This window comes from Pseudomonas sp. TH39(2020) (assembly GCF_016650715.1).
Taxonomy (GTDB): Bacteria; Pseudomonadota; Gammaproteobacteria; order Pseudomonadales; family Pseudomonadaceae; genus Aquipseudomonas; species Aquipseudomonas mandelii_C.
Window position 1 is genome coordinate 1433049 of sequence record NZ_JAEKFF010000006.1, and the last position, 24436, is coordinate 1457484.

Below are 24436 nucleotides of genomic sequence, written 5' to 3' on the forward strand. Positions count from 1 at the left end.
ACCCTGAGTGCGCCAACACGCATTCAGGGTTTATTGATGTATCACCGATTCGTCAGAACGGGTTATCAGCCAGCTCTTGACGGGTCAGCGTCTCGACCAGTGCTGCCTCCTCGATTTGCAACTGGGCATCCAGGTCGGCGGATTGCTCTCTATATGAAGCCTGCGAAAGTTCTCCCGACTCCAGTGCTTCGTACAGGCTGGCCTGTTGTGTCTGGTAGGGTGTTTGCTGCGTTTCGAATTGCGACTTGTACTTGTTCGCCAGATAACTTTTCCAGAAATCGCGTTCAACCAGTGCCTGGAGCTCTTCAGGTGAGTTGTCCAGGGCCAGTACTTGAGTTTGTGCGCGATCAAGCATCTGCGGCGTAACGTGGCCCAGGCTGGTAAACCGCACACGTTGCGGCTGTCCTGGCAGACCGAGCCGGTCCTTCAGGCCGAAGCGGTAGGCCAGCTTTATCTCAACCTCTTCCAGAAGCTCAATGTTCCGCGCTTTCTGAGCCGACGACCACCCAGGCGTGGCATTGATTGCCGCTGTGCGTCGCTCGATATCGGAAAGTGCGATCTTCTCGACCTTGTCCAGACGAAACAAGCCTCTGGACAACTTCAGCAGAGCCGCGCCTTGCTGCCCGTCCTGGGCCAACGTCCGGGCCTTGTAGACCATGGCCATGATTTCCAGATTACTGAACGACAAGGCAGCGCGATCACAACAGGCCGGCCTTCCCGCCCATTCGAACATCGCCTCGCGCAGCTGTTCGGACTCGGGGTTGGGCTGCGTGATGCTGTCGATAACCTCCCATACCCGTTGCTGGAGATCCTCGTGACCGGTACCGGCCTCTTGGAGATCAGCGAGTACCGAGAAAAACCCCGCTGACTCCTGTTGAGCGGACAACGTACGCCATTGAGCTCTTCTGGTCGCCAACAGCTCGGTAGACATGTCCAGGGTCCAACGTCCGAGAGCCGCCTCTGCTTCAGCAGCCAAAGGGACAACTGCCCCCCTCGGGGCAGGTGCTCGGTATTCGAACGCCCGGGCGCCCGTATCTTGCCTGCGTTCCAGGTACAGGTCGGGGCGCTCGCGTTCAAGTCGGCTCCAGTATTCGACCAACTGCCGCTGAGTCGCCTCGGAAAGCGGATTACCCTGAATGTAAGTGACATTATTGATGCGTGCCGACTGCTCTAGGTGCTCGGAGGAAGGCGCGATGACACTGTCCGGAATCGTCACAATCCGGTTGTCGCTCAAATCAATGCCATCGAGCGCAGGCTGCTCGGCCAACCCGACTGGCCAGGTATCAATACCGGTGGCCCCCAACGTTACGCTACGCATATCCGTAAGACGACTGAAGTCAGGCGCCATACCCAACGGATTGCCGTACAGACTCAAGGCTCTGAGTGTGGTTCGTTCTGCCAGTATCCGAGCGGTCTCCGGCGTCAGCCGAATCCGGTTGCCCTGCAAGAACAACCGGGTCAAGCCATTCATTTCATTCAGTGCCCGGGGTAACTCTGTCAGCTGGTTACCCGACAGATCGAGCCAGCGCACACCACTGTTACGCCGCAAAAAAGCCTCTGGCGTGACGGTCAGCCCCATGTTGCTCAGTTTGAGTGATCCGACATGGCTGAAATCGGCGTCGAGCTCAGGCAAGTTCGGCAACCTCAGTCTACTGAGATCAAGTTCAAAGCCGATCGGCGTGCCGTCATAGGCGAGCAGTTGCGCAGTGCGCCTCTGCCAGCAGCTGCGAATACGCTCGGCGGCTAAATAGCGATCTTGCCTGAGACCCAGGTTTGCCCGGTTTCTCACATACACATATTGCTGGGGCTCTTCCCCCGTGTACGCCCACTCGGACAACTGGCTGTTCAGCCTGCGAAGCGCCACCCCCAGCCGATCCACCTCCGCTTTGATTCGCTCCTCGGTGCCCAACCCGTTGAAGTAGTCTTCGACCTGCCCATAGGTAGCATCCGGATAAACAGCGCGATACCGCTGGTGCAACGGCGTATTCACTTCGAACGCCCCTTCCAGCCCTCCCTCCAGTAAATCAGGACGCGTCTGCATCAGACGTTGACGATAATCCCAGAGTTGCAGCGCGTTTTGTCGGGTAAACGGATTGCCTTCGAGCAGCGTCACCCGATTGGCCCTCGCGACTGCTTCAAGCTGCTCCGCGGCCGGATTAAGCAAGGCGGCCGGCGCCTCGCGTAATCGGTTGTTACGCAGATCGATGGTGCGAAGACCGGTTTGATCACGCAAACCCACAGGCCACTGGTCGATTCCCGTTCTTTCCAGGCGCACCTCCTGCAACCGGGGCATGGCGCTGAAATCCGGCAGCCTGCCAAGCGGGTTGCCACTGAGCTTCAGCACTTCAAGGTTGCTCATCCCTCCGAGCAGGTTGGCACTCTGCTCGGTCAGCACGATCGATTGCCTGTTCAGATCCAGATGGGTCAGCCTCTTCATCTGACCGATGCTGTCGGGCAGCTGAGTGAGACCGTCCGCTGCGCGATTGATGGTCAATCGCTTGAGATTCTTGAAGCCCTTGAGGAACCCGTCGGTCCGTGCCTTGAGGCCCGTCGACATGAATGTCAGTTCCTCGACATGATCAAAATTCACACTCAACGCCGGCAGCTCTACCCAAGGATTGATTTTCAGCGTGGACCCCGTCTCCCGGCGCCAGCAGCGCTTGATCCCGCTGGCCACGTACGACTCCGCTGTTCCCCTGATCCCCACGCCTGGCGAACGATGCTCAAAGACCCAGGCCTTCAATTCGCGTTTCAAGGTTGCATATTCGGCTTCCAGCCGGGTCAATGAACGGCGCGGATCAGGCCCCAGCGACTGGAGAAACGTCTCGATATCGGCGTCCTGGAAACCGGGGAACAGCTTGCGGGCCCGTGCCCGGCTGGTTTTAAAAAAACTTGCGACCTCCTGCGCGCTTGGCAAGGAATAGCCGGCGCCGCCGAGCAATTTGTTGTCCGGATCAACGGCAGGTCGCAGTTCACGATGCTCCAGAAGAACATCCCTGAGCACCTCTCGCGACAATGGCGTTCGTTGCACGGCCTGCTTCAGGCTTTCGGCCGCCTGTTCGGTGAACCCGAGCGTCAGGCGTTGATCTTCCGACAAGGCCTGCAGCACCGCCGAATAAAGACCTTCAGAAGCATCCGCTCCATACAGACCGTTTTCACCAGATACCAGTACCTTGCGCACCGGTGCATCCGGCGCACCGACCGCGTCAATCAATCGCCCCTTCGCCCAGTACTCACGCAGCTCGAAGCGCACATCCTTCGGCCAGCCTGGAAGGTTTGCCAGGCTACGCAGGGCCAGTCGCTGGCCATCCAGATTGGAAGAAGCATCGAGATAGAACCCTTCATAGGCCCGCGCCACGCGCAACTCTTGCCGGCACCAGCGGGCTTGCTCATAAATCCGCGGGGGCAAAGGCCCGGGGTGGCCGAGTCCGGCCAGCTCTTGCGTGGTCGCGCCCTCGATAATCTGATTGACGACCGCCCCCGGCAACCTCGGGAAAAAAGCCTTTATCCGCCGCCCGTAAGCATCCACCCTGACGTCCTGCTTTCGGTAGAGCGATTCGAACAGCGTGGCTTTTCTACGTTGCGCACCACGGGCGATTTCCTTGCGCAGTGCCGTGGCCCGCAGGGCCAGTGATGTTCCCGGCTCTCCCGGAGCCTGTGCAAGATCGACACCTTGTGCCTCGAGCATTTCCAGCAGTGACGGGAGCATCTGGCCCCGCGCCATTTCTTGCTCACTCAACACCATGACAAGTTTGCGTGCGAACGAACCGTTGCCTGGCGGGTCCTCCCAGAGAATGTTCGCTTGACTGTCCATGACCCGCACCGGCGGGCGCCCCGGTATCAGTTCTTGACTGTCCATGACCTGAAATTGCAGGCGTATATCTGCCCTTGCGTAAACACTCGGATCATCGCTGCCGATCTGCCTGCTGAAGGTTTCAATGTCCCGATCGATCCGAAAACGCGTGAGCGTATCCGTCAACAGCGCTGAGGGTGGCTCCTGTTCGACATGCACCCGGCGCAACTGGTCCTGTTCGATGCCACTGGCAATCCGAATCTGTTCCAGCTGAGCGTCGGTAAACGCGTCCGAACGATAGCCCAGCCTGCGCATCAGCGTCGGGCCTTCCCAGCTCAACGGCTCTTCTCCTTCATGAACCCAGGCACCGTCACCGTTGTGCTCGACAAGGGGATGATAAGCATCAGGCCGTCTCGGATGCTGGATACGGTATTCACCCGTGGCCGGGTTCTCTTTCACCACATAAAGCTGATTGCCCAGGGGCAGAACCTCCTGACCGCCGACCTGGTGCAAACCCGACTCGTTGTGCAGCGAATCTTCCGGCAGATAGACACTCGCCTCGTAGGGTGTCGGATCCGGTTTCCACAGGCGGGTTTCGCCCGAAGGCAATTGAACCGGTTTCAGGCTGTCAACAAAGGGCGAAGCCTTCACGCCCTTGAGAACCCGCCCGCCCACCGCCATCACCCCCATCAGCGCGAGGTTCTCGGCCACGTCACTCAAATGCGCCCAAGCGGCTTCCCGATCGCCTTCGCTCCACTCGATGGAGCCCTCAAGCGTTTCGTACATCAGTTGACCCGCCATGACCACCAGCATGACTTCCCCCAGCACCGGTACAAACATCGACACCAGATTGAGGGCAGCCATCGCGCCTTCCAGCAGATGGGCGATCCTGTCGGCGCGGCTCTTGGCATCGGCATCAGAGGTCGGAACCGCGTGGCTGCGGGCATCCGAGATAATCTTGTCCCGCGAACGTTGATAGAGTTGCGCCCACAGGTCAGCGTTTTCGGCCCAATACCCCTCTCTGTTGCGGTAGGCCAGACGTATATTCAGCTCAGTGACGGGCACACGTGGCGCCGGCTTTGCCGGTGGTAGCTCGTTCGGCGTCAGACTCGCGCCCAGCGCTCCACCGGTGATCGATATGAATCCACCGGTGATCGGCGAACGAAAGAGGGCCAATGGGTCCGAAGGTGCATCGGCGACTTCCTTCGTGAGGCGATTGAAAAAATACGGACGATCCTTGTAGTCGAGGAACTGACTCAGAAAACTTGCGTAAGCGGTGGGGCTGGCTGTGGTTTCCCCAGTCGGTTTACCTGTCGCCAGCAGCTGACGGGTCAACTCATCAGGGGCTTGCATCCCCCTGTATTTTTTCACCGGGTGTTCGGGGTCATGAGGGATGTACAGGATGACTTCTTTTATGTCCCTGCGATGCGCTTCGACCGTTACGAACGCCAGACATCCGGTGAGTGTCTTGTGCAGAATCACCGGCTCCCAGAACCAGACCGGCGTGTTGCCATTCATGACCTTTGTTTCGCCGGCAATTGCCGAAAGAATGATGTTGTAATCATTCGGTTCGATATCGTTCTTGACCAATGCCATGTAAGCGGCGGCTTTCAATGCATCCTTCTGACACGCGATAAATTTGAGCGATAGATAGGCTTCGGTAACGGGGTCGCCAGACAGCAGGAAAGACTTGAGATAGTCCTGATATTTTTGACCGATATCCAGCGTGCGGCACACCGCAATAAAATTTTGGCTGGTCAACGTGGTTGTGATCGTTTCGGTGTTTCCATGCTCATCCGGTTCAGTCACGAATCCTGACGAGTCGTCGAATGCCCCTCTGTCGTTTTCAAACGCTTCGAAGTTGTGAAGGGCCGCGTCCAGCAGCGACAGCGTCAGGACCGGGAAGGCGCTGACTTTTACATGCAATGGCCCGACGGTCAGAGGCTTCATCAACCGCAAAAAGGTTGTATTGACATCCACTGTCACGTTGCATCGCTCGTACAACGCCTTGGCCAACAACGGCTGGGCAAAGGCCTTGATGTCCTGCACCCTGGCCATGACTTTATCGAGAGCGGTCTGCGACTTGATGCTCGCCTCGGCCAAACGCTTTATCTCTTGGCGCTGCTCGACCGTGGCGTTTTTGTACCAGTCCGGAATCTGCGTGGGGGCTTGTCGAAAGGCCTCGCGCCTTGCAGGCGTGGCCCCGATCAGCCAGTCCGGGATGGCATCTTTTATAAACTCGGTATTGGGGCCGTATTCTTCTGTATTTAACGAGCCCGATCGAAGGGCGTCGTTGCTTCCTTGCAACGTGGTCATCACATTTTCCTTAATGGTTTTTTCAACGATTTCTGCAACCTCGATGCGAAGGATCATGCCTTCGCATCGAGGCAAAAAACGAGTGGTCAACTATCCGTGGTTACCGTAAAGGGAACAGGTTCAGCCCTTGGCACTTTTGCCCGGTTCATGGCTTGTTGCGTCAGTTCCTTGAGCAAGGTTTCACGCTCATTCCTGATCAGTTCAAGTTCTGTGGCAAACGCTTCATCAGTCATGACCTGACCCGGAGCAAAGGCACTTTCAGGTTTGCCAAGCTCGGCGGCTAGCACCCTGATTTCCTCCTTCAATTTCTCTCGCTCGTCCGGTGCCAGATCGGTGCGGGAGGCCCGTTCATCCAGGGCCACTTTAAACTCGGTGGTCGCGACCGTTTTACGATCGACCGCTCTGAAGCGTGCTCGATTCGAACGCTGCACATAGGTCCGCCAGAATGGCTGTTCGACAATCGAATCACGCAGCAGATCGCCCTCCTCCAACCCTAAAACCCGCTGGTAGGCACCCTCGATCATTTCGCTGGTCACGCCTGCAATCCGGCGAAACAACATGCCGCGCGCCTGCCAGGGCAGGTCGAGCCGTTCTGCCAGTTCCGTCATGAACGCCAGATGAACCTCGACCTCGTCAATGCTTCCGGTGACGTTGCCTTCGGCGTCGATGCGTCGAAAGCGTTCGCCCGCGGCCTCGCGGTCGATGATATGACGACGGGCGATTCGCTCGATTTCATCCAGGCGAGTCTTACCCCTGGCCAACTCGATCAACTGCGCTTCGATCAAACTGGCGTTGCCCAGTTCGAGGGCTTCCTGGACCAGCACTTCAACCCCCAGAACGTTGAATAGCTGGGTCGCGGCATCCACGCATTGGGTGCGCATCGCGGCTTCGGTAAAAAACTTCGTGCGCAGCTCAGCGTCCTTGGCCATGATCTCGACCATTCGCCACACCTTGGCCGTCAAATCGGTTCGATAGGCGCCACCCACGGTAAAGTCCGCCGATTGGGTCAGGCGCCTGATCTCATCGAAGAAACCGATCGAGTTGAACTCATCTTCAAGCGCATCCCAGAGCATTTGCTTCTGCACCCACTCGTCAAAGGTCACACCTTGGCTCCATTCCACGGTGTCGCGCACACCTCTAGGGGGATAAGGGCGGTCAGGGTCCAACCCCGTTGACCTGATGTAGTCTTTGAGCAGCTCCAGGTTTTCGGGTGACATCCAGGGCGGTTGGCGGCTGAGCAATGTACGCGCCAGCAACTCCGCATCAGCTGAACCGGGCGTGACTTCGGGTATGTGTGTGAGCGGATTGCGCTGCAGGTCCAGAAAGATATGCCGGGGGCGCGGAAGGTCGAACAACCCCGGTGGCCAGGTAGTCGCTCCGGTCTGGTACAGGAGCAGCGTATGCAGATCGGGCATGCGACTGATGTTCGGCAGCAGACCCAACGGATTGCCAGCCAGACCCAGGGTTTGCATCTGCGTGCGGCGGCTAAGTATTTCAACATCGGCGGGCGCAAGCACAATCCGGTTGCCCGAGAGGTCGAGGAAATTGAGATGCGGCATCCCGTCGATGTGTCGCGGCAAAGTTGTCAGTTTATTGTCGGTAAGGTCCAGGGCACGCACCTTGCGAAACGGCTGAAGAAAGGAGTGTTCGGCATCGGACATACCGGCGTTGCGCATTTTCAGGTACGTGACATGGTCGAAATTGCCCTCCAGCACCGGCATTCTTGAAAAATGCAGGTTCAGCGGAAAGTTGCTCAGGTCCAGTTTCTGCCCAAGCACATTGCCGATTGAGTTGATCTGTTTTGGACCCGTGCGTTGCCAGCACTGCCTGATCTTTCGGGCGAACTGATTCCTCGCATTCCACTCCCCAATGCCGCTCGGGCTCAACCGGAAATCTCGGGTCGGCGAGTTCACCCATCGCGTCAACGTTGAATTCAACCGTTCGAATTCAAGTTCAAGCTCTTGGAGCTGCATGTCGACCGGCATCCCTTCCCGGCTGAAACGCTCCAGCAACGCTGCGGACTCTTCCTCGGTGAAAGCGGGATAGAGCCTTCTTACCCGCGCCTGCGAACTTTGCCCCCAACGCCTGTCAGCGAGTTCACGAAAATACCCCAGCATCCCGCCGCGCAAACGCATGGTTTTTGGGTCGTACACCGGTTTACGGATCGGCTGCTCAAGCAGGATCGGTTCCATTCGCTCGTGGCTGAGCGGTGAACGCCGAACCGCATCCTTGAGCTGTACACCTTCGTGAACTTCATAGCCCAGAGCGGTGCGCTGCGTGTCGGGCAAGGCATGCAACACCGAGGCGTAGAGATCGTCGGTACCATGCAGGTGCTGGTCATCGGCGTCACGTGCCTGGTAAAGACCGTCCTCGTCCAGCACCAGCACTTTACGGATCGGCGCATCCGCCGCCCCCACGCTGCCGAGCAGATCCCCGGAAAATCCCAAATGACGAATTTCGATCCGCACGTCCGTCGACCACCCGGGCAGGCTGGCCAGCGTGGCCAGTTCGAGCCGGCGGGTGTCGGCATTTTCCAGTTCATCGAGGTAAAGCCCCTCGTACGCACGGTTCAAGCGCACACGCTCCTGCGCCTGACGTGCCTGTTGGCGCAAACTCAGCGGCAGGCGCTGTTTCTCTGCCAGGTGTTGCAGGTCTGCGGGCTCGGCGCTGTCCAGCAACTCTTGCGCAACCTTGCCTGGCAACTGTGGGTAATCATTCACCAGCATCCGCACCTGACCGCTTTCGGACACATCGCGGCTTTTATACAGAGAGTCGAACAGACGCTTGTGTTGTTTACGCGCCTGCATGGCCAATCGGCTGCGCAACGCGTCTATCCGTGAAGGCGTGTCATCGGCGACCTGTGCGCCAAGCATTTCACGCAGCTCGGTCGGATTCAGGGATTCAATCACCCGCTCAGGCAGTTTCCCGGCCACCAACTCCGAGCGGCTGATTTTGATGGTCTGTGGCTCAGCGGCCATGGCGTTGCCATGTTTGAAGGACGCCCCGGTGCGATCATCGCCTTCAGACACCTCCAGGGCCCGGGACTCCGGCCAGCGCGGCAGTTCGACCAGAGTCGCCGGCAGAAAACCGGCCATCTCCTCCGGCACCTGGTTCGACAGGATTTGCTCGGGATAGCGTTGCGCATCGGCGTAGGTATTGAAGCGCGTGAGCGTGTCGCGCAACAGCGCCGGCGGAGTTTCATGCTCAACATGCAGCCGGCGCAACAGCCCTTCCTCAACGCCGCTCACCTGCTGGATTTTAGCCAGGGTAGATGCCGAGTAATGCTCCAACAAGCTGTCCAGGCGATGCATCAGGCGAGTCGCGTCCCAGGTCAGTGGTTGCTCGGTTTCAGCTTTCCAGGCGCCTGCATCGTTGTGCTCCACCCTCGGCTGGTAGGCGCTTGGCCGGGTCGGATGCTGCAGGCGATGCCCACCCGTCACCGGGTCCTGGCGCACCTGGTAATTCTTTTGTTCCAGGCGCAGCCACTGTCGATCGTTGTGCTGATAAAGCCCCAGATCATCGGGTTTGGCCTCGGCCGGCAGCGTTACCGGGTGTTCGTAAGGGGTCAGGTCCGGTTTCCACAGGCGGGTCTTGCCAGTGGGCAACTCCACCGGTTTGAGGCTGTCGATCAGCGGACTGGGTGTTACCGGCACCCGGGCGCCCTGGGGCAATACGTGCCCGGCAGCCATCAAGGCCAGTTGCGCAAAGTTGATCAAGACCCCGTTGATGTGCGCCGACGCTTCGTCCCGGTCGCCCTTGCTCCAGTCTTCGATACCTTCCAGCAGCTCGGCGGCCATCTGCGCCACCATCAGCGCCAGCATGGCTTCGCCCAGCCCCGGCACCAGCATCGCGGCAAAGTTGAACACGTTCCAGCCGATGTCCAGGTAGCTGGTCAGGCGCTTCCAGCGGGTGGCGGCGTCTTCGTCATCGGTGGGCACGGCGATGGCTCGGGCATCGGCAATCGCCTTGTCGCGCTTGAGGCGATAGAGCTGTGGCCACAGCTCACCCGACAGCCGGTTGGTGATCGGCTCGGCATTGGGGTTCTCAACTGCGGTTTCTCGCCACCAGGGCCCCATGTCCAGCGGTTCGCGCTGCTGCCAGGTGATCCGGCTCAGACGCTCCCTGACCCGGGCAAAGAACCGGCCCTTGTCCTTCTGTGCCACAAAGCGGCTGAAGAACGCCTGATAGTCCGGCTCGCGCAGTTGGCTGATCAGCGCTTTCATGAAGTCCGCCAGCGAGGCGTACTCTTTCAACGGGTGCAGCGGGTCGTCCGGCACATAGGCAATCACCGGGCCGCTCAAGCGGCTTTGCTGGTAGATGTCCTGCTGGCGCAGCATCTCTTCGCTGGCTCCGCTGGGGCCATTGGCGAAAAACGCCTGCAGCAGTTTGAACTGCTCGTACACATTCCCCGTCAGCGCCGGCATGCGTTGCGACCAGTCGATCCAGAACTTCAGCGCGTCAGGGGTCAAGTCATCCACCGCCGCCTTGACCCTGGAACCGTCGCCCTCGGCACTGAACAACACCACACCGTGCAGCGCGAAGCCCATCAGCGACAGCCGATGCCGATGCAGCGGGCGATGGTGGAAACGAATGGCGCTTTTATTCTCGCGAACCTCGCGCAGTACACCGTAGGCATATGAACTGATGTCGTCTTTGAGCAGGGCGATCAGTGAGGCCAGTTCAAACGCCGCTTTCTCACTGGCCGCGCCGTGTTGTTCCTGGGTTTGCCTTTTCTGCGTATCGGCCGGCAGCAGCAGGGCTTTCAGATGGGTTTGATACTGCCCGCCGATGTCCAGCCGACGACACAGCGTGGCGAGTTTACTGACCGTCATCGACGGTATCCGCGACAACTCCCCTCGTAAATCGCTGCGAAACACACCGGAACCGCTGCGGAAATAATCGGCGGCGGTTTCCGGCTCTTCGAAGTTATGCAGCGCCGCGTCCAGCAGGGTGGACTCACGCAGATGGCTGGCACCGCGATCGATACCGAAAATGATCCGGTCCGGCACATACAGCCTCAGCGTCAGTTGGCTGACGTCGTCATGGCTGTTGAAGTTCGAACTCATCAACAAGGACAGCAAGGGCTTGGCAAACGCCTTGATGTCCTGTTGCAGGTCTTGCAACGGCGCATCCACCAGGCGCTGCAACAACCAGCGTTTATCGATCAATTCCTTGAGGTATTGCTGATCGATTGCGGAAGCTTTCAGGTACCAATCCGGTGTCGAGACCGTGGTGCTGGCGAGCAACGACAACCTGACCGGCGGTGTCGCTTTTATGGCTGGAGGAAGTGCCTGAACAATACGCTCATAATGAATGCCTTTGTTTTCGACGGGTGCAACTGAAGGTCTTGTAACAACATCCAATCCTTGTGATTCATACATAATATTACGACCAAAGATAATCCAATAAGTCTTCAGCTTAAGCCCGTGCCAATAAAACAAAAGACTAAAAACCTGCTGAACTATCTGCGCAAATATCGAATGATCATTCGAACATTAAAGATACAAACATATATAAATAACACCACGCCCCGCAACGTATGCTCCACCACCGAACGCCTATAAAAAAAACCCCGAAGATTGCGTTTGCAGCGACCTTCGGGGTATTCAAATACCGTACGCGTTACTCTCCGGCGTTCAAACCGGGCAGCTCAAGTTTTGTCTTGCGGTTGATGAACGCGTCCTCGACTGTTTCAAACTCCCTGGCCAGTTCTGCGCTCTTGATCAGGTATTCCTGACTCGCCAAATCCGCTGCCGCCAGCGCGTCCAGCCGTGCGTGCAACGGCTCTTGCTCCAGTAGAAATTCATCGGCGTATTTGTGCTTCAGGAACCCTCGCCAGAAATCACGCTGGGTGGTCGCCGCAAACTCCTGAGGTGAGTTATCCAGGGCCAACACCCTCTGCTCGGCGGCATCCAGCATCGCCGCCGTCACATCAGCCACGCCGATAAATCTGGCCTGCTGCGGCTGCCCCGGCAAACCAAGTCGATCCTTCAGCCCGATACGGTAGGCAAGACGAATCTCGACTCGGTCGACAAGCAGAACCTCTTGAACCTTCTGCGCCAGGGTCAAAGCGTGATTGGCCGAAATGTTGCGAATCCGCTCGCTCGCATCCTGCTGCGCAATCCGTTCGACTTCGTCAAGCCTGAACAAGCCCTTTGCCAGTGTGGAAAGCTCCGGGGTCGCCTGTGTGCTCAAGCCGTGGCTGACCAGATTCCTGACCTCCAGGCGACTGAAAATCAGCGCAGCCCCATCGGCACAGGTTTCCACATCCCCGGCCAGGCGGAACAACTCGGTGCGCAATTGCTCGGACTGTGCAGCAGCGTCCATCAGCGTCCATACCCGAGCCTGCAGATCAGGGTAGGCGTTCCTGTACTCGCCTGTTTGTCGCAGATTCTCCAGTAACCTGAAGAACTCCTGGCTGTGGGTGTCTTCCCCCTCAAGCAACCTCCACTGCTCTTGTCTGGCGGCACGCTCGCCGGCCGGAATGTCTCGCATCCAGTGCTGCAATCGCTCACTGGAGTTTGCCAATGGGCCGGCAGCCGCGCCAGGTTCAATGGGTATTGGCAACCCAACCTCGGGTGGTGGAATACGTATCCAGGCCTGGGCATAGTCTTCCAGAGCCGCCGGAGTGATCGGGTTGCCGTCCAGAACGGCGCTGTTAAATACCCGGCGCGCCGCACTTGCGTTTTCCACGGAGGGATTGAGGATTTCGTCCGCAACCCGGCTGATGAGGTTATCGCGCAGATCGATGCGTTGAAGCAGCGGCAAACCGTCCAGCCCCGCCGGCCAATCGGTGAGCCCGGTGTTGCGCAGGTAAAGTTGTCTCAACGTCGGCATCCGCCGGAAATCAGGAACACGACCCAACGGGTTGTGGCTCAAGTACAGTTGTTGCAGCGCCGGGTATCCTTCGAGCGCCCCAACGGCCTCCGGACTCAACGAAATGGCGTTCCTGGAAAGATTCAGCGCCTGCAGCCGCGGCATCAGCCGCAACGTCACCGGAAGCGTTTGCAGCCGATTGTTCTCCAGGCTCACCTCGTGCAAATTCGGGAACGCTTCGAGAAAAGTGGCCGGCACCTCCCCAAGCGCCATGGCGCTGAGGTCCAGCGAGAAAACGTGTGTAAAAAGCGCTCGGGTCAACACCGGAAGCTCCCCGATACGCAGACCAGTCAGGCTGAGAGTGCCCTCGGCGTACAAACTACCGATAGCCTGCTGCGGCGAATTGGTCCTTTGCCAACAATTGCGGAGCAAATCGGCAACCCGCTGCCTGTCTTGTCGGTTGACCGGTTCAACACTCCCATCGGGCAAGACGTGCGTCCCCGGCGTATCCACCCAGGCATTCGCCTCCTGTTGCAGGCTGTCGAACTCTTGCTCAAGGCCCAGCAAATACTCATCGACTGACAGCGGATAGGCCGGATGAGCCTGCGCAAGCTCCGCCTGCGCCAAAACCGATTCGACATCTGCATTGCCAAGGGAGGGATACAGTCGGCGAACCCTCGCTCGCCGCTCTGCCATCCGCAGATTCATGCCTTGCCCACGACCACTCATAGGATAGCCAAAGGTGCCGTCGCCCCCACGCATCGGTGCCTTGAAAAAAGGTTTGATCGGCTGCATCCGCAACGCCTTGCGCAAGCCGTCGCGCGACAGAACATGCTGTTTGATCAGCTGCTTCAATTCCGCCCCCTGCCCCACATGGGGGAGCCCCAGCGCAGCGCGATGGTTCTGCGGTAAGACATGCTGCAGAGCCGCATACACATCATCAGCGCCGTGCAGATGGTTATCGTCACTGTCACGCGCTTCGTACCGCCCGTCTTCGTTGCGCACCAGTACCTTGCGCTCGGTCGCGTTCTCGGGGCCAATGCTGGCGCGCAGTTCCCCGTTGAAGGAACCATTGCGCACTTCAATTCGCAGATTTTTTATCCCGTTCGGTAAGGCTTCCAATGTGTGGAGAACCAGGGTCTCGGTATCCGGAGTCAACGCGGTCTCCAGATACAGCCCTTCATAGGCCCGCGACAGACGCACTTCACGTTGTGCATTGCGTAGCGCCTCGGCCAGGCGCAGAGGAATAGGCTTGGTCTGTTGCGTGTTCGCAAAATCCCATTGAGCCATTTGTCGGCGCTCGGCGCTGGAAGCACCGGCCAGCACGTCTTCGACAATGTTTGTGGGGAGGCTAGTGAAACGGCTTTTAATCAGCTCGACACGCGGATCACCCGACGCCTGCTGGCCTGCGTAGCGAGCATTGAACAATTCAGTCTTGTGATCGATCGTCGCGTAGACACCCGGCTCAGTGCTTTCCATCCGTGAGATAACGTTTTCGGTCTGTCGGTAGGCGTCGAAGCGGCTGAGGGTATCGGCCAGCAATGGCGGCAGGGGCTCGCGCTCGACATACATTTTGCGCAACAGGCCTTCGTGGGTGCCGCTGATCTTGCGGGCCAGCTCAAGCTCGCCATCGCTTAACGCGTCCGCACGGTGACCAAGGCGTCGTAACAAGGCCGGACGTTCCCAGGTCAAGGGTTGCTCGGTTTCAGCTTTCCAGGCGCCGGCATTATTGTGCTCAACCCTCGGCTGGTAGGCGCTTGGCCGGGTCGGATGCTGCAGGCGATGCTCGCCCGTCACCGGGTCCTGGCGCACCTGGTAGTTCTTTTGTTCCAGGCGCAGCCACTGTTGATCGTTGTGTCGATAAAGCCCCAGGTCATTGGGTTTGGCCTCGGCCGGCAGCGCCACCGGGTGCTCGTAAGGCGTCAGGTCCGGTTTCCACAGGCGGGTCTTGCCAGTGGGCAGCTCCACCGGTTTGAGGCCGTCGATCAGCGGACTGGGTGTTACCGGCACCCGGGCGCCCTGGGGCAATACGTGCCCGGCAGCCATCAAGGCCAGTTGCGCAAAGTTGATCAAGACCCCGTTGATGTGCGCCGACGCCTCGTCCCGGTCGCCCTTGCTCCAGTCTTCGATACCTTCCAGCAGCTCGGCGGCCATCTGCGCCACCATCAGCGCCAGCATGGCTTCGCCCAGCCCCGGCACCAGCATCGCGGCAAAGTTGAACACGTTCCAGCCGATGTCCAGGTAGCTGGTCAGGCGCTTCCAGCGGGTGGTGGCGTCTTCGTCATCGGTGGGCACGGCGATGGCTCGGGCATCGGCAATCGCCTTGTCGCGCTTGAGGCGATAGAGCTGTGGCCACAGTTCACCCGACAGCCGGTTGGTGATCGGCTCGGCATGGGGGTTCTCGACCGCGGTTTCTCGCCACCAGGGCCCCATGTCCAGCGGTTCGCGCTGCTGCCAGGTGATCCGGCTCAGACGCTCCCTGACCCGGGCAAAGAACCGGCCCTTGTCCTTCTGTGCCACGAAGCGGCTGAAGAACGCCTGATAGTCCGGCTCGCGCAGTTGGCTGATCAGCGCTTTCATGAAGTCCGCCAGCGAGGCGTACTCTTTCAACGGGTGCAACGGATCGTCCGGGACATAGGCAATCACCGGGCCGCTCAAGCGGCTTTGCTGGTAGATGTCCTGCTGGCGCAGCATCTCTTCGCTGGCTCCGCTGGGGCCATTGGCGAAAAACGCCTGCAGCAGTTTGAACTGCTCGTACACATTCCCCGTCAGCGCCGGCATGCGTTGCGACCAGTCGATCCAGAACTTCAGCGCGTCAGGGGTCAAGTCATCCACCGCCGCCTTGACCCTGGAACCGTCGCCCTCGGCACTGAACAACACCACACCGTGCAGCGCGAAGCCCATCAGCGACAGCCGATGCCAATGCAGCGGCCGACGGTGGAAACGGATGGCGCTTTTATTCTCGCGAACCTCGCGCAGCACACCGTAGGCATACGAACTGATGTCGTCTTTGAGCAGGGCGATCAGTGAGGCCAGTTCAAACGCCGCTTTCTCACTGGCCGCGCCGTGTTGTTCCTGGGTTTGCCTTTTCTGCGTATCGGCCGGCAGCAGCAGGGCTTTCAGATGGGTTTGATACTGCCCGCCGATGTCCAGCCGACGACACAGCGTGGCGATTTTACTGACCGTCATCGACGGTATCCGCGACAACTCCCCTCGTAAATCGCTGCGAAACACACCGGAACCGCTGCGAAAATAATCGGCGGCGGTTTCCGGCTCTTCGAAGTTATGCAGCGCCGCGTCCAGCAGGGTGGACTCACGCAGATGGCTGGCACCGCGATCGATACCGAAAATGATCCGGTCCGGCACATACAGCCTCAGCGTCAGTTGGCTGACGCCGTCATGGCTGTTGAAGTTCGAACTCATCAACAAGGACAGCAAGGGCTTGGCAAACTCCTTGATGTCCTGTTGCAGGTCTTGCAACGGCGCATCCACCAGGCGCTGCAACAACCAGCGTTTATCGATCAATTCCTTGAGGTATTGCTGATCGATTGCGGAAGCTTTCAGGTACCAATCCGGTGTCGAGACCGTGGTGCTGGCGAGCAACGACAGCCTGACCGGCGGTGTCGCTTTTATGGCTGGAGGAAGTGCCTGAACAATACGCTCATAATGAATGCCTTTGTTTTCGACGGGTGCAACTGAAGGTCTTGTAACAACATCCAATCCTTGTGATTCATACATAATATTACGACCAAAGATAATCCAATAAGTCTTCAGCTTAAGCCCGTGCCAATAAAACAAAAGACTAAAAACCTAATGGACAATCGATGCAGCACTGCACAATCATTCGACTATTAAAGAGATAAATATATATAAATAACACCACACCTTGCCGACACATCAACCCGCAAAGTATCCATCTCAAGAAAGCCCTGAATACAGCACTCTAGTCATTGCATCAGGGTTTGATTCGAGGCAGTCGATCAGTGTTTTGATTCAACCGTAAAAGGGAACTCTAATCCGCCGGAATAGCGAGATCGCCAAAATCGCAGCCTGCGGCAGCTCCGAGCAGTCGAAGCCGTACGCAAATCCGTAACTACTCGATCACCAACCGCCCCAGCCGCTGCTTGAGCATGCGGTTTTCGGCACGCAGCTGCTGGACTTCCTCAAGCAGGTCCAGCGCCAGGGCGACGCCTTCCCATTCCAGCTCAAGGTCGCGCCGCAGCTTGGCGGCACGCTTGGCCAGCGCCAGCTCATAATCGTTGAAACGCCAATCCTTGGGCTGGTTGCCCTGAGGTTCGAGGATGCCGTGTTCGACGATTTCGATCACGTAGACGTCCGACAGGTCGGTCGCCTCACAGAATTCTGCCATGTCCAGTTGAACGATCAGGGGGCTGCTCATGATGGGCTACTCCGTCTCTTGGATCAGAAGTTTTCTCTAGGGTTGAAAGCCGCTTTTTTCGCCAGTTCCTGCCACAGCGCCTTGACCTCGTCGTCCGAGGTTTTAGGCATGACGACCTTGAGCTGTACAAACAAATAACCGCGATGACCGGCCTTGTTCAGCAAGCCATGGCCCTTGGCGCGCATGCGCTGACCGTTCTGGCTGCCGGCCGGAACCTTGAGGTTGATCTTGCCCGTCAGGGTCGGCACGGCAACTTCCGCGCCCAACGCCAATTCCCACGGAGCCAGCGGCAAGGTAATGATCAGGTTCTCGCCTTCGACGTCGAACTTGGGGTGCGGCGCAAAGCGAATGATCAGGAACAAGTCGCCATTGGCCCCGCCACCCGTGCCCGGTGCACCCTGGCCCTTGAGGCGGATGCGCTCGCCGTCGGTCACGCCGGCCGGGATCTTCACGTTCAGGCTTTTGCTGGTGTTGCTCACATGCTGGCCGGCAGCGTTGTATTGCGGCACCTGGAAGGTGACCTTCTTCGATTCGTTCGAGAGGGTTTCTTCCAGAAAAATCCCGAGTTCCATTTCCACGTCTTGCCCTCGACGCCCGGCGCTACGGCCCGACTGTCCACCACCAAAACCAGGGCCACGGTTGCCGAAAATCGAACTGAAGAAGTCCGAGAAATCGCCTGTGTCCTGACCACCGCCGAAACCGCCTGCGCCACGACCCTGCCAACCCGGCGGGCCCTGGAACGGTTGGCCGTGCTGGCCGTATTTGCGCAAGTCGTCGTATTCGGCGCGCTTGTCGGCGCTTTTCAGCGCTTCATAGGCTTCCGAGGCATCCTTGAACTTGGCCTCGGCGTCTTTTTCCTTGCTGACGTCCGGGTGGTATTTACGCGCCAGTTTGCGATAGGCGGCCTTGATCGTCTTATCGTCTGCGGTCGGTTCCACACCGAGAATCTTGTAATAGTCTTTGAAGTCCATCTAAGGATCACCATCCGTTATCAAAATCGCGCCGCTAACGCCAGCATGCACGTGTTACCCGCCGCTGGGTTGACCGATCTCAAGGTTGTGACCGGGCAGCGCATCAGAAGTTTATCGGCAGCAGTGGGCAGTTCTTGCGACCGCCCGGGGGCTGCCAGAGCCAATGCAGACAAGTTTGGGGCAAAGGATAGTCTTTCAAGGCGCTAATAGCTGAGATTTAGCGGATAGTCGGCCTTCGAATCTGCGCCGCACTGACATACACTGCGCGGCCGTTTTTTAACCGGAACTCGAAAGACATGAAAAACGCATCTCCAGCCCGTGCCTGTGGTATCGACTTCGGCACGTCCAACTCCACCGTCGGCTGGCTGCGCCCCGGCATGGAAACGCTAATCGCGCTGGAGGACGACAAGATCACCCTGCCTTCGGTGGTCTTCTTCAATATGGAAGAACGCCGCCCGGTGTACGGCCGGCTGGCGCTGCACGAGTACCTGGAAGGCTATGAAGGCCGGTTGATGCGCTCGCTCAAGAGCCTGCTGGGCTCCAAGCTGATCAAGCACGACACCAGCGTCCTCGGCACCGCGATGCCGTTCAAGGACCTGCTCGGGCTGTTCATCGGCCAGTTGAAGAAGCGCGCCGAAACCGCCGCCGGTCGCGAGTTCGAGGAAGTGGTGCTGGGTCGTCCGGTGTTCTTCGTCGATGACGATGAATTGGCCGACCAGGAAGCCGAAAACACCTTGGTGGATGTGGCCCGCGCCATCGGCTTCAAGGACGTTTCATTCCAGTACGAACCGATTGCGGCGGCATTCGACTATGAGTCGACCATCGAAAAAGAAGAGCTGGTGCTGATCGTCGACATCGGCGGCGGTACGTCAGACTTCTCGCTGGTACGCCTGTCCCCTGAGCGCCGAACCCACGACAACCGTCACGATGACATCCTGGCCACCGGCGGCGTGCACATCGGCGGGACCGATTTCGACAAGCAACTGAGCCTGCAAGGCCTGATGCCGCTGTTCGGCTATGGCAGCCGGATGAAGAGCGGCGCTTACATGCCGACCAGCCACCACATGAACCTGGCGACCTGGCACACCATCAACTCGGTGTACTCACAGAAGTCGACCCTGGCGCTGGGCAGCATGCGTTACGACATTGAAGACACCGGCGGCATCGATCGCCTGTTCAAGCTGATCGACCAGCGCGCCGGCCACTGGCTGGCCATGGAAGTGGAAGAAACCAAGATCCAGCTGACCCACGCCGACAGCCGCCATGTGCCGCTGGACCGCATCGAACCGGGTTTGAGTGTGGAGTTGAGCCGGGCCCTGTTCGAATCGGCCATCGACAACCTGCTGGAGCGCGTGCGCAACAGCGTGACCCAGTTGCTGAACGACGCCAATGTGCGAGTCGATCAGGTCGATACGGTGTTCTTCACCGGCGGTTCGAGCGGTATTCCGGCACTGCGCAACAGCGTCTCGGCGATGTTGCCGAACGCGCAGCATGTGGAAGGGAACATCTTCGGCAGCATCGGCAGTGGCTTGGCGATTGAAGCGATGAAGCGCTACGGCACGATGGACTGATCCAATTCCGAGACGCGCCCTTCGCGAGCAGGCTCGCTCCCACATTGGAATGCGTTCCCCTGTGGGAGCGAGCCTGCTCGCGAAGAGGTCAGTCCAGGCAATATATTTCCAGGATCAAACCATCCCCACCTGCTTCAACTCACTCTTCAGGTACGCGTAATAAATCGGCCCTGCCACCACCCCCGGCAGGCCGAACGCGGCCTCGAACACCAGCATCGCCAGCAGCAACTCCCACGACTTGGCACTGATCTGCCCGCCAACGATGCGCGCGTTGAGAAAGTATTCGAGCTTGTGGATAAAAATCAGGTACCCCAGCGCCGCCACGGCCACCCAGATCGACAGCGACAGACCGACGATGGTGATCAGGGTGTTCGACATCAGGTTGCCGATCACCGGCAACAAGCCGAGCAGGAAGGTCAGCACGATCAGGGTTTTGGTCAGCGGCAGCTTGATCCCGAACATCGGCAGAACCACCACCAGGAAAATCCCGGTGAAGAAGGTGTTGAGCAGGGAAATCTTGATCTGGGCGAACACGATGTTGCGAAACGCCTGGACCAGCAGGTGCAAGCGGTCGAACAGCGCGGCGGCCAACGGCTTGCGTTTGGTCACGTCCGGCACGCGCTGCAAGGCAATGATCGCCCCCAGCACCATGCCGATCAGCAGCGTCACAAACATGTGCGCCGCGTCCTTGCCCACCAGCTGCAAATCACTGAGGTGCTTGCTCATCCACTCGCCAATCGCCACGCGAAACTCGGCGGCGCTGGCGGGCAAATAGGCGTCGATGAACGGCGGCAGTTGCCCGCGCGCCCGATCAACCACGTGCATGAATTTGTCGAGGGAAGCGCCGGGGTTTTCCGCTTCGTGCAGCAGAAAGCTGAAGGCACCGGCAAAGATCAGCGTCAACACACTGACCACCAGCGTCCCCAACAACGCCACCGCCAGCCAGCGCGCACGCCGACCTTCGATCAGGCGCTGCAATTGCGGGGTGAGCATGTTGACCAGTTCGAACACCAGCAGGCCGGCCAGCAGACTGGGCAGCAACCGCAGCGGGATCACCAGCAACAAACCGCCGAAAATGATGACCCAACTGATTAGCAGCAAAACGTGACGTTGAGAAAACGTTGGCATACAGCCTCAAAACGAACAGCGTAAAAGGATGGGCAGTCTGCCAGCGTTCCGATGCCAGCACTAGGGATTGTGTAGGTCGGCGCTGGCGACTTTTTTCAGCGTCATTGCCGGCCCCTTCGCGAGCAGGCTCGCTCCCACATTTATCCTGCGTACACAGATCCATTGTGGGAGCGAGCCTGCTCGCGAAGAACTCCTCACAGCTCCCACATATCCCGGTCCAATGATTATTTTTTCTTCAGGCAATCGCTCATGAAGGCTTTGCGCGCATCGCCCTTGAGCGCCTGAGTGGCAGCATCGGCGTTGCAGGTTTTCATTTTCTCTTGCTGAGGCGTCAGGGGTTTGGCTGCATCGGCGGCGGGTGCCGCTTTGAGGCAATTGCTCATGAAGGCTTTGCGTTCGTCTCCCTTGAGGGTTTTCGCGGTAGCTTCAGCATTGCAAGTGGTCATCTTGTTCTGTTGCTCGGTGGCGGCAAAGCCCTGGGCGCAGAGCAGCAAACCGATCATCAACAAAGGGACACGCAACATCTTCATGGAGTTTTCTCCTTGTTGCCGCACCGACGAGCACGGCCTCGCTCTGGAGTGTAGACAACACCTGTTACACCTTCCTGGTCTCAAGGTGACTGCGTCGATACTGTTCCGGCGTGCACTGCGCCTGGCGTTGAAACATCGCGATAAACGCTGAACCGGTGCTGTAGCCCATATCGAAGGCGATTTCCTGAATGCTGCGATGGTTGTCCAGCGCTTCGATTGCCGCCAGAAACCGCAACCGCTGCCGCCACTCACCAAAACTCATGCCCAACTCACGCACGAACCGCCGCGCCAGGGTGCGTTCGCTGACATGGATCTGCGCGGCCCATTCCGCCAAGGGCCGGTTATCACCGGGCTCGGCCTGCAAGGCTTCGAGTATCCCGAGCAATCCCGAACTACTGGCGTAGGGCAAATAACACTCGTGAATGGGTGCCTGCTGCAGCTGATCTACTAACACCTGCGCCAGACGTTTGTCAGCGTCGTGCTCGGGAATCTTCACATCGCGTGAGGCAAAGTCTTTGAGGATTGCTTTGAGAATATCGCTGATGGCCAGGGTGCAGGCCTGTTGCGGCAGGTCCTGGCACATCAGCGGCGCCAGGCAGACCGCGCGATAGTTGATCGGCTGATGGCTGTAGAAGCTGTGCTCGGTCTGCGGCGGCACCCACACCGCATATTGCGGCGGTGACATAAAGCGGCTGCCACCGATTTCCATGTGCAATACGCCGTGGGCCGAATACTCCAGCGTGCCCCATGGATGACGGTGCGCCGAGGCATAACGATGCGCATCAAAGTCGGCATAACGGAAATACACCGGGGCAGGCAGTTCGCTGAAATCCAGCAGATCGATGTGTTTACTGGTCATGCTGTCCGTCATCAGGGGCAGGTTGTCTGGGTTGAAGTATAGGCTTGCATCCAGACAGGTGATAATCACCCCTCATTAACGTTCTGGTTTTTATCGATGCAATACGCTTATCCCCTGCTGGCCATTTTCATTTGGGCCGGCAACACCGTGATCACCAAGATGTCGGCCGGAGCGATCTTCCCCGCGGAGATCGGCTTTTACCGCTGGCTGCTTGCCGGACTTCTGTTCACACCCTTCATGCTCAAACCCGTGATCGCCCATTGGCCAGCGATCCGCCCGAACCTGGGCAAGATCTTTGTGCTCGGCGTGCTCGGCATGGCTGTTTACCAAAGCCTGGCGTACTTCGCCGCGAGCCTGACCTCGGCCACCAACATGGGCATCATCCTGTCGCTGATGCCATTGATGTCGCTGGCCATGGCGATCATTAGCCTCGGCCAGCGCCTGACCATCGGCGCACTGGCCGGTGCAGTGCTGTCGTTCGCGGGGGTATTGGTGGTCGTCTCGTCCGGCAGCCTTGGCGCGCTGCTCGAACACGGGGTGAACCTGGGTGACGCGATGATGCTGATCGCCACCCTGGCCTACGCGATTTACAGCACGCTGCTGAAAAAGTGGCAGCTGCGTTTGCCGCCGCTGGTGTTGCTGTACTTGCAGGTATGGGTAGCGGTGGTGGTGCTGTTTCCGCTGTTCCTCGCTTCACCGAAGATCGGTCCGACACTGCAGAACATTCCGCTGGTGCTGTATGCCTGCCTGCTGGCTTCGATGGTGGCACCGCTGGCGTGGATGCAAGCGGTGGTGCGCCTGGGGCCGAGCCGGACCACATTGTTTTTCAATCTGCTGCCGTTGATTACTGCGCTGATTGCGGCGGTGGTGCTGCATGAGCAGTTGGCGATGTATCACCTGGTCGGCGGGGTTTTGACGTTGGGTGGGGTGATTCTTTCCGAGCGCTGGACCACGGTGTTGGGCCGTAAGGTTAGCGTTGCCTGATCTGACGCCTTCGCGAGCAGGCTCACTCCCACATTTTGGAATGCACTCCCCTGTGGGCGAGCCTGCTCGCGAAGAACGATGACGCGGTCTAAACCCCGGCGGCTTTCAACCGCGCAGCATGCTCGACAAACAAACGGATCGGCTCCGCACCCTTCCCCACCAAACCCAACGACTGATTGACGATATCGAAGTGATCCATCGGATACTCATCGCCGATCACTGTCCCCAGATGCGAGCTGTAACGCCCGACCATCCCGTCGCAATGCCCGACTTCTCGAACGAAGGTCCTGGCAAACAACCGACAACTGCGGTTGGTTCCATCAAACAGGTTTCGCCCGCGATTGGTCTTGCCCGGCTGCAAGGTCCCGGACCATGAGTAATACCGCACGCCATTGACCTCTTCCGGCCCATGCCCGCCCCAGGTTTCAGGCAAGCCCTGTGGATAACGCTGGTTGAACAGCGCCACGCCTTCCGTCGTCAGTGAATGATGGGAGGCATGGATATCCACCGGCAATTTCGGCCCGCGATAACCGGTTTCCAGCAGGCTCATCAACGCCGCGATCCCGCGCAGCAAAACGCAGAGCAAACGCCCCTTGGCGCTGTCTCCCGGATAGTGTTTGTGCAGGTAGTCCGCCAACTCCGAACCGTGATTGGGCCCGGCCACCGAGGTGACCGAGGCGACCCGGTCCGGGCGTTTGGCCGCGGCATAGCGGGCGGTCAGCGCCCCTTGGCTGTGGCCGATCAGGTTGACTTTCTCGGCCCCGGTTTCCCGCAGGATTTCCTCGATCCGCGCCAGCAGTTGCTCGCCGCGCACTTCGCAGGAGTTGATCGGCGAGACCTGCACCGCGATCACCGTTGCACCACCCCGGCGCAGCGCCGAAATGATCCCGTACCAGTACGGATAGAGCAGCAGGCGGATAAACCCGAGCATTCCCGGGACCAGCACCAACGGGTAACGCGGGGCGGAACCTTGCGACATGGGCGAACGTCCTTGTGATCGGTGAGGTGACGCCAGGCTGAATGCAAGACATCAGCCAAGCATCGGCATCGAAGATGACAACTCGACGAC

The 24436-nt window shown here is 58.9% G+C and carries 11 protein-coding genes; 2 read left to right on the top strand and 9 right to left on the bottom strand.

The window, feature by feature from the left end; genetic code table 11:
* Positions 1 to 52: 52 nt before the first annotated feature.
* From JFU47_RS14475 to JFU47_RS14495, 5 genes are all read right to left on the bottom strand, one after another.
* Positions 53 to 6166, bottom strand: a complete 6114-nt coding sequence (locus tag JFU47_RS14475; protein WP_201183718.1) for an NEL-type E3 ubiquitin ligase domain-containing protein — start codon at positions 6164 to 6166, stop codon at positions 53 to 55.
* A 29-nt stretch (positions 6167 to 6195) separates the two neighbouring features.
* Positions 6196 to 11355 (bottom strand): NEL-type E3 ubiquitin ligase domain-containing protein, encoded by a 5160-nt coding sequence (locus JFU47_RS14480; RefSeq protein ID WP_242485121.1) that lies wholly within the window; start codon positions 11353 to 11355, stop codon positions 6196 to 6198.
* Positions 11356 to 11731: 376 nt separating this feature from the next.
* On the bottom strand, positions 11732 to 16528 hold the full coding sequence (locus tag JFU47_RS14485) for an NEL-type E3 ubiquitin ligase domain-containing protein (protein WP_201183722.1): 4797 nt from the start codon (positions 16526 to 16528) through the stop codon (positions 11732 to 11734).
* A gap of 490 nt (positions 16529 to 17018) precedes the next feature.
* Positions 17019 to 17324, bottom strand: coding sequence for a chaperone modulator CbpM (locus JFU47_RS14490; RefSeq protein ID WP_201183724.1), 306 nt, complete (start codon positions 17322 to 17324; stop codon positions 17019 to 17021).
* Positions 17325 to 17347: 23 nt separating this feature from the next.
* Positions 17348 to 18295 (bottom strand): DnaJ C-terminal domain-containing protein, encoded by a 948-nt coding sequence (locus tag JFU47_RS14495; RefSeq protein WP_201183726.1) that lies wholly within the window; start codon positions 18293 to 18295, stop codon positions 17348 to 17350.
* Positions 18296 to 18591: 296 nt separating this feature from the next.
* Between JFU47_RS14495 and JFU47_RS14500 the strand changes: the two genes are divergently transcribed.
* Complete coding sequence (locus JFU47_RS14500; protein ID WP_123367608.1) at positions 18592 to 19866, top strand: Hsp70 family protein; 1275 nt, start codon at positions 18592 to 18594, stop codon at positions 19864 to 19866.
* A gap of 114 nt (positions 19867 to 19980) precedes the next feature.
* Here the strand turns inward: JFU47_RS14500 and JFU47_RS14505 are convergent, their stop codons facing one another.
* From JFU47_RS14505 to JFU47_RS14515, 3 genes are all read right to left on the bottom strand, one after another.
* Positions 19981 to 20994, bottom strand: coding sequence for an AI-2E family transporter (locus tag JFU47_RS14505; RefSeq protein ID WP_201183729.1), 1014 nt, complete (start codon positions 20992 to 20994; stop codon positions 19981 to 19983).
* Between the two features lie 224 nt (positions 20995 to 21218).
* A complete protein-coding gene (locus tag JFU47_RS14510; protein WP_201183732.1) occupies positions 21219 to 21524 on the bottom strand; it encodes a PsiF family protein in 306 nt (101 codons plus the stop codon).
* A 64-nt stretch (positions 21525 to 21588) separates the two neighbouring features.
* Entirely contained in the window at positions 21589 to 22383 is a 795-nt protein-coding gene (locus JFU47_RS14515) for an AraC family transcriptional regulator (protein ID WP_201183736.1), read from the bottom strand.
* Between the two features lie 96 nt (positions 22384 to 22479).
* On the opposite strand from JFU47_RS14515, the gene JFU47_RS14520 reads away from it, so the two are divergent.
* Positions 22480 to 23367 (top strand): DMT family transporter, encoded by an 888-nt coding sequence (locus tag JFU47_RS14520; protein WP_201183739.1) that lies wholly within the window; start codon positions 22480 to 22482, stop codon positions 23365 to 23367.
* Between the two features lie 88 nt (positions 23368 to 23455).
* Here JFU47_RS14520 and JFU47_RS14525 read toward each other — a convergent pair whose 3' ends face one another.
* A complete protein-coding gene (locus JFU47_RS14525) occupies positions 23456 to 24346 on the bottom strand; it encodes a lipase family alpha/beta hydrolase (protein ID WP_201183741.1) in 891 nt (296 codons plus the stop codon).
* Positions 24347 to 24436 lie beyond the last annotated feature (90 nt).

Excerpts from the sequence above, each read along its gene's own strand:
- JFU47_RS14475 (WP_201183718.1), bottom strand. The coding sequence starts at position 6,166 with ATGATCCTTCGCATCGAGGTTGCAGAAATCGTTGAAAAAACCATTAAG.
- JFU47_RS14505 (WP_201183729.1), bottom strand. The coding sequence starts at position 20,994 with ATGCCAACGTTTTCTCAACGTCACGTTTTGCTGCTAATCAGTTGGGTC.
- JFU47_RS14525 (WP_201183741.1), bottom strand. The coding sequence starts at position 24,346 with ATGTCGCAAGGTTCCGCCCCGCGTTACCCGTTGGTGCTGGTCCCGGGA.
- JFU47_RS14515 (WP_201183736.1), bottom strand. The coding sequence starts at position 22,383 with ATGACCAGTAAACACATCGATCTGCTGGATTTCAGCGAACTGCCTGCC.
- JFU47_RS14495 (WP_201183726.1), bottom strand. The coding sequence starts at position 18,295 with ATGGACTTCAAAGACTATTACAAGATTCTCGGTGTGGAACCGACCGCA.
- JFU47_RS14490 (WP_201183724.1), bottom strand. The coding sequence starts at position 17,324 with ATGAGCAGCCCCCTGATCGTTCAACTGGACATGGCAGAATTCTGTGAG.
- JFU47_RS14510 (WP_201183732.1), bottom strand. The coding sequence starts at position 21,524 with ATGAAGATGTTGCGTGTCCCTTTGTTGATGATCGGTTTGCTGCTCTGC.
- JFU47_RS14520 (WP_201183739.1), top strand. The coding sequence starts at position 22,480 with ATGCAATACGCTTATCCCCTGCTGGCCATTTTCATTTGGGCCGGCAAC.
- JFU47_RS14500 (WP_123367608.1), top strand. The coding sequence starts at position 18,592 with ATGAAAAACGCATCTCCAGCCCGTGCCTGTGGTATCGACTTCGGCACG.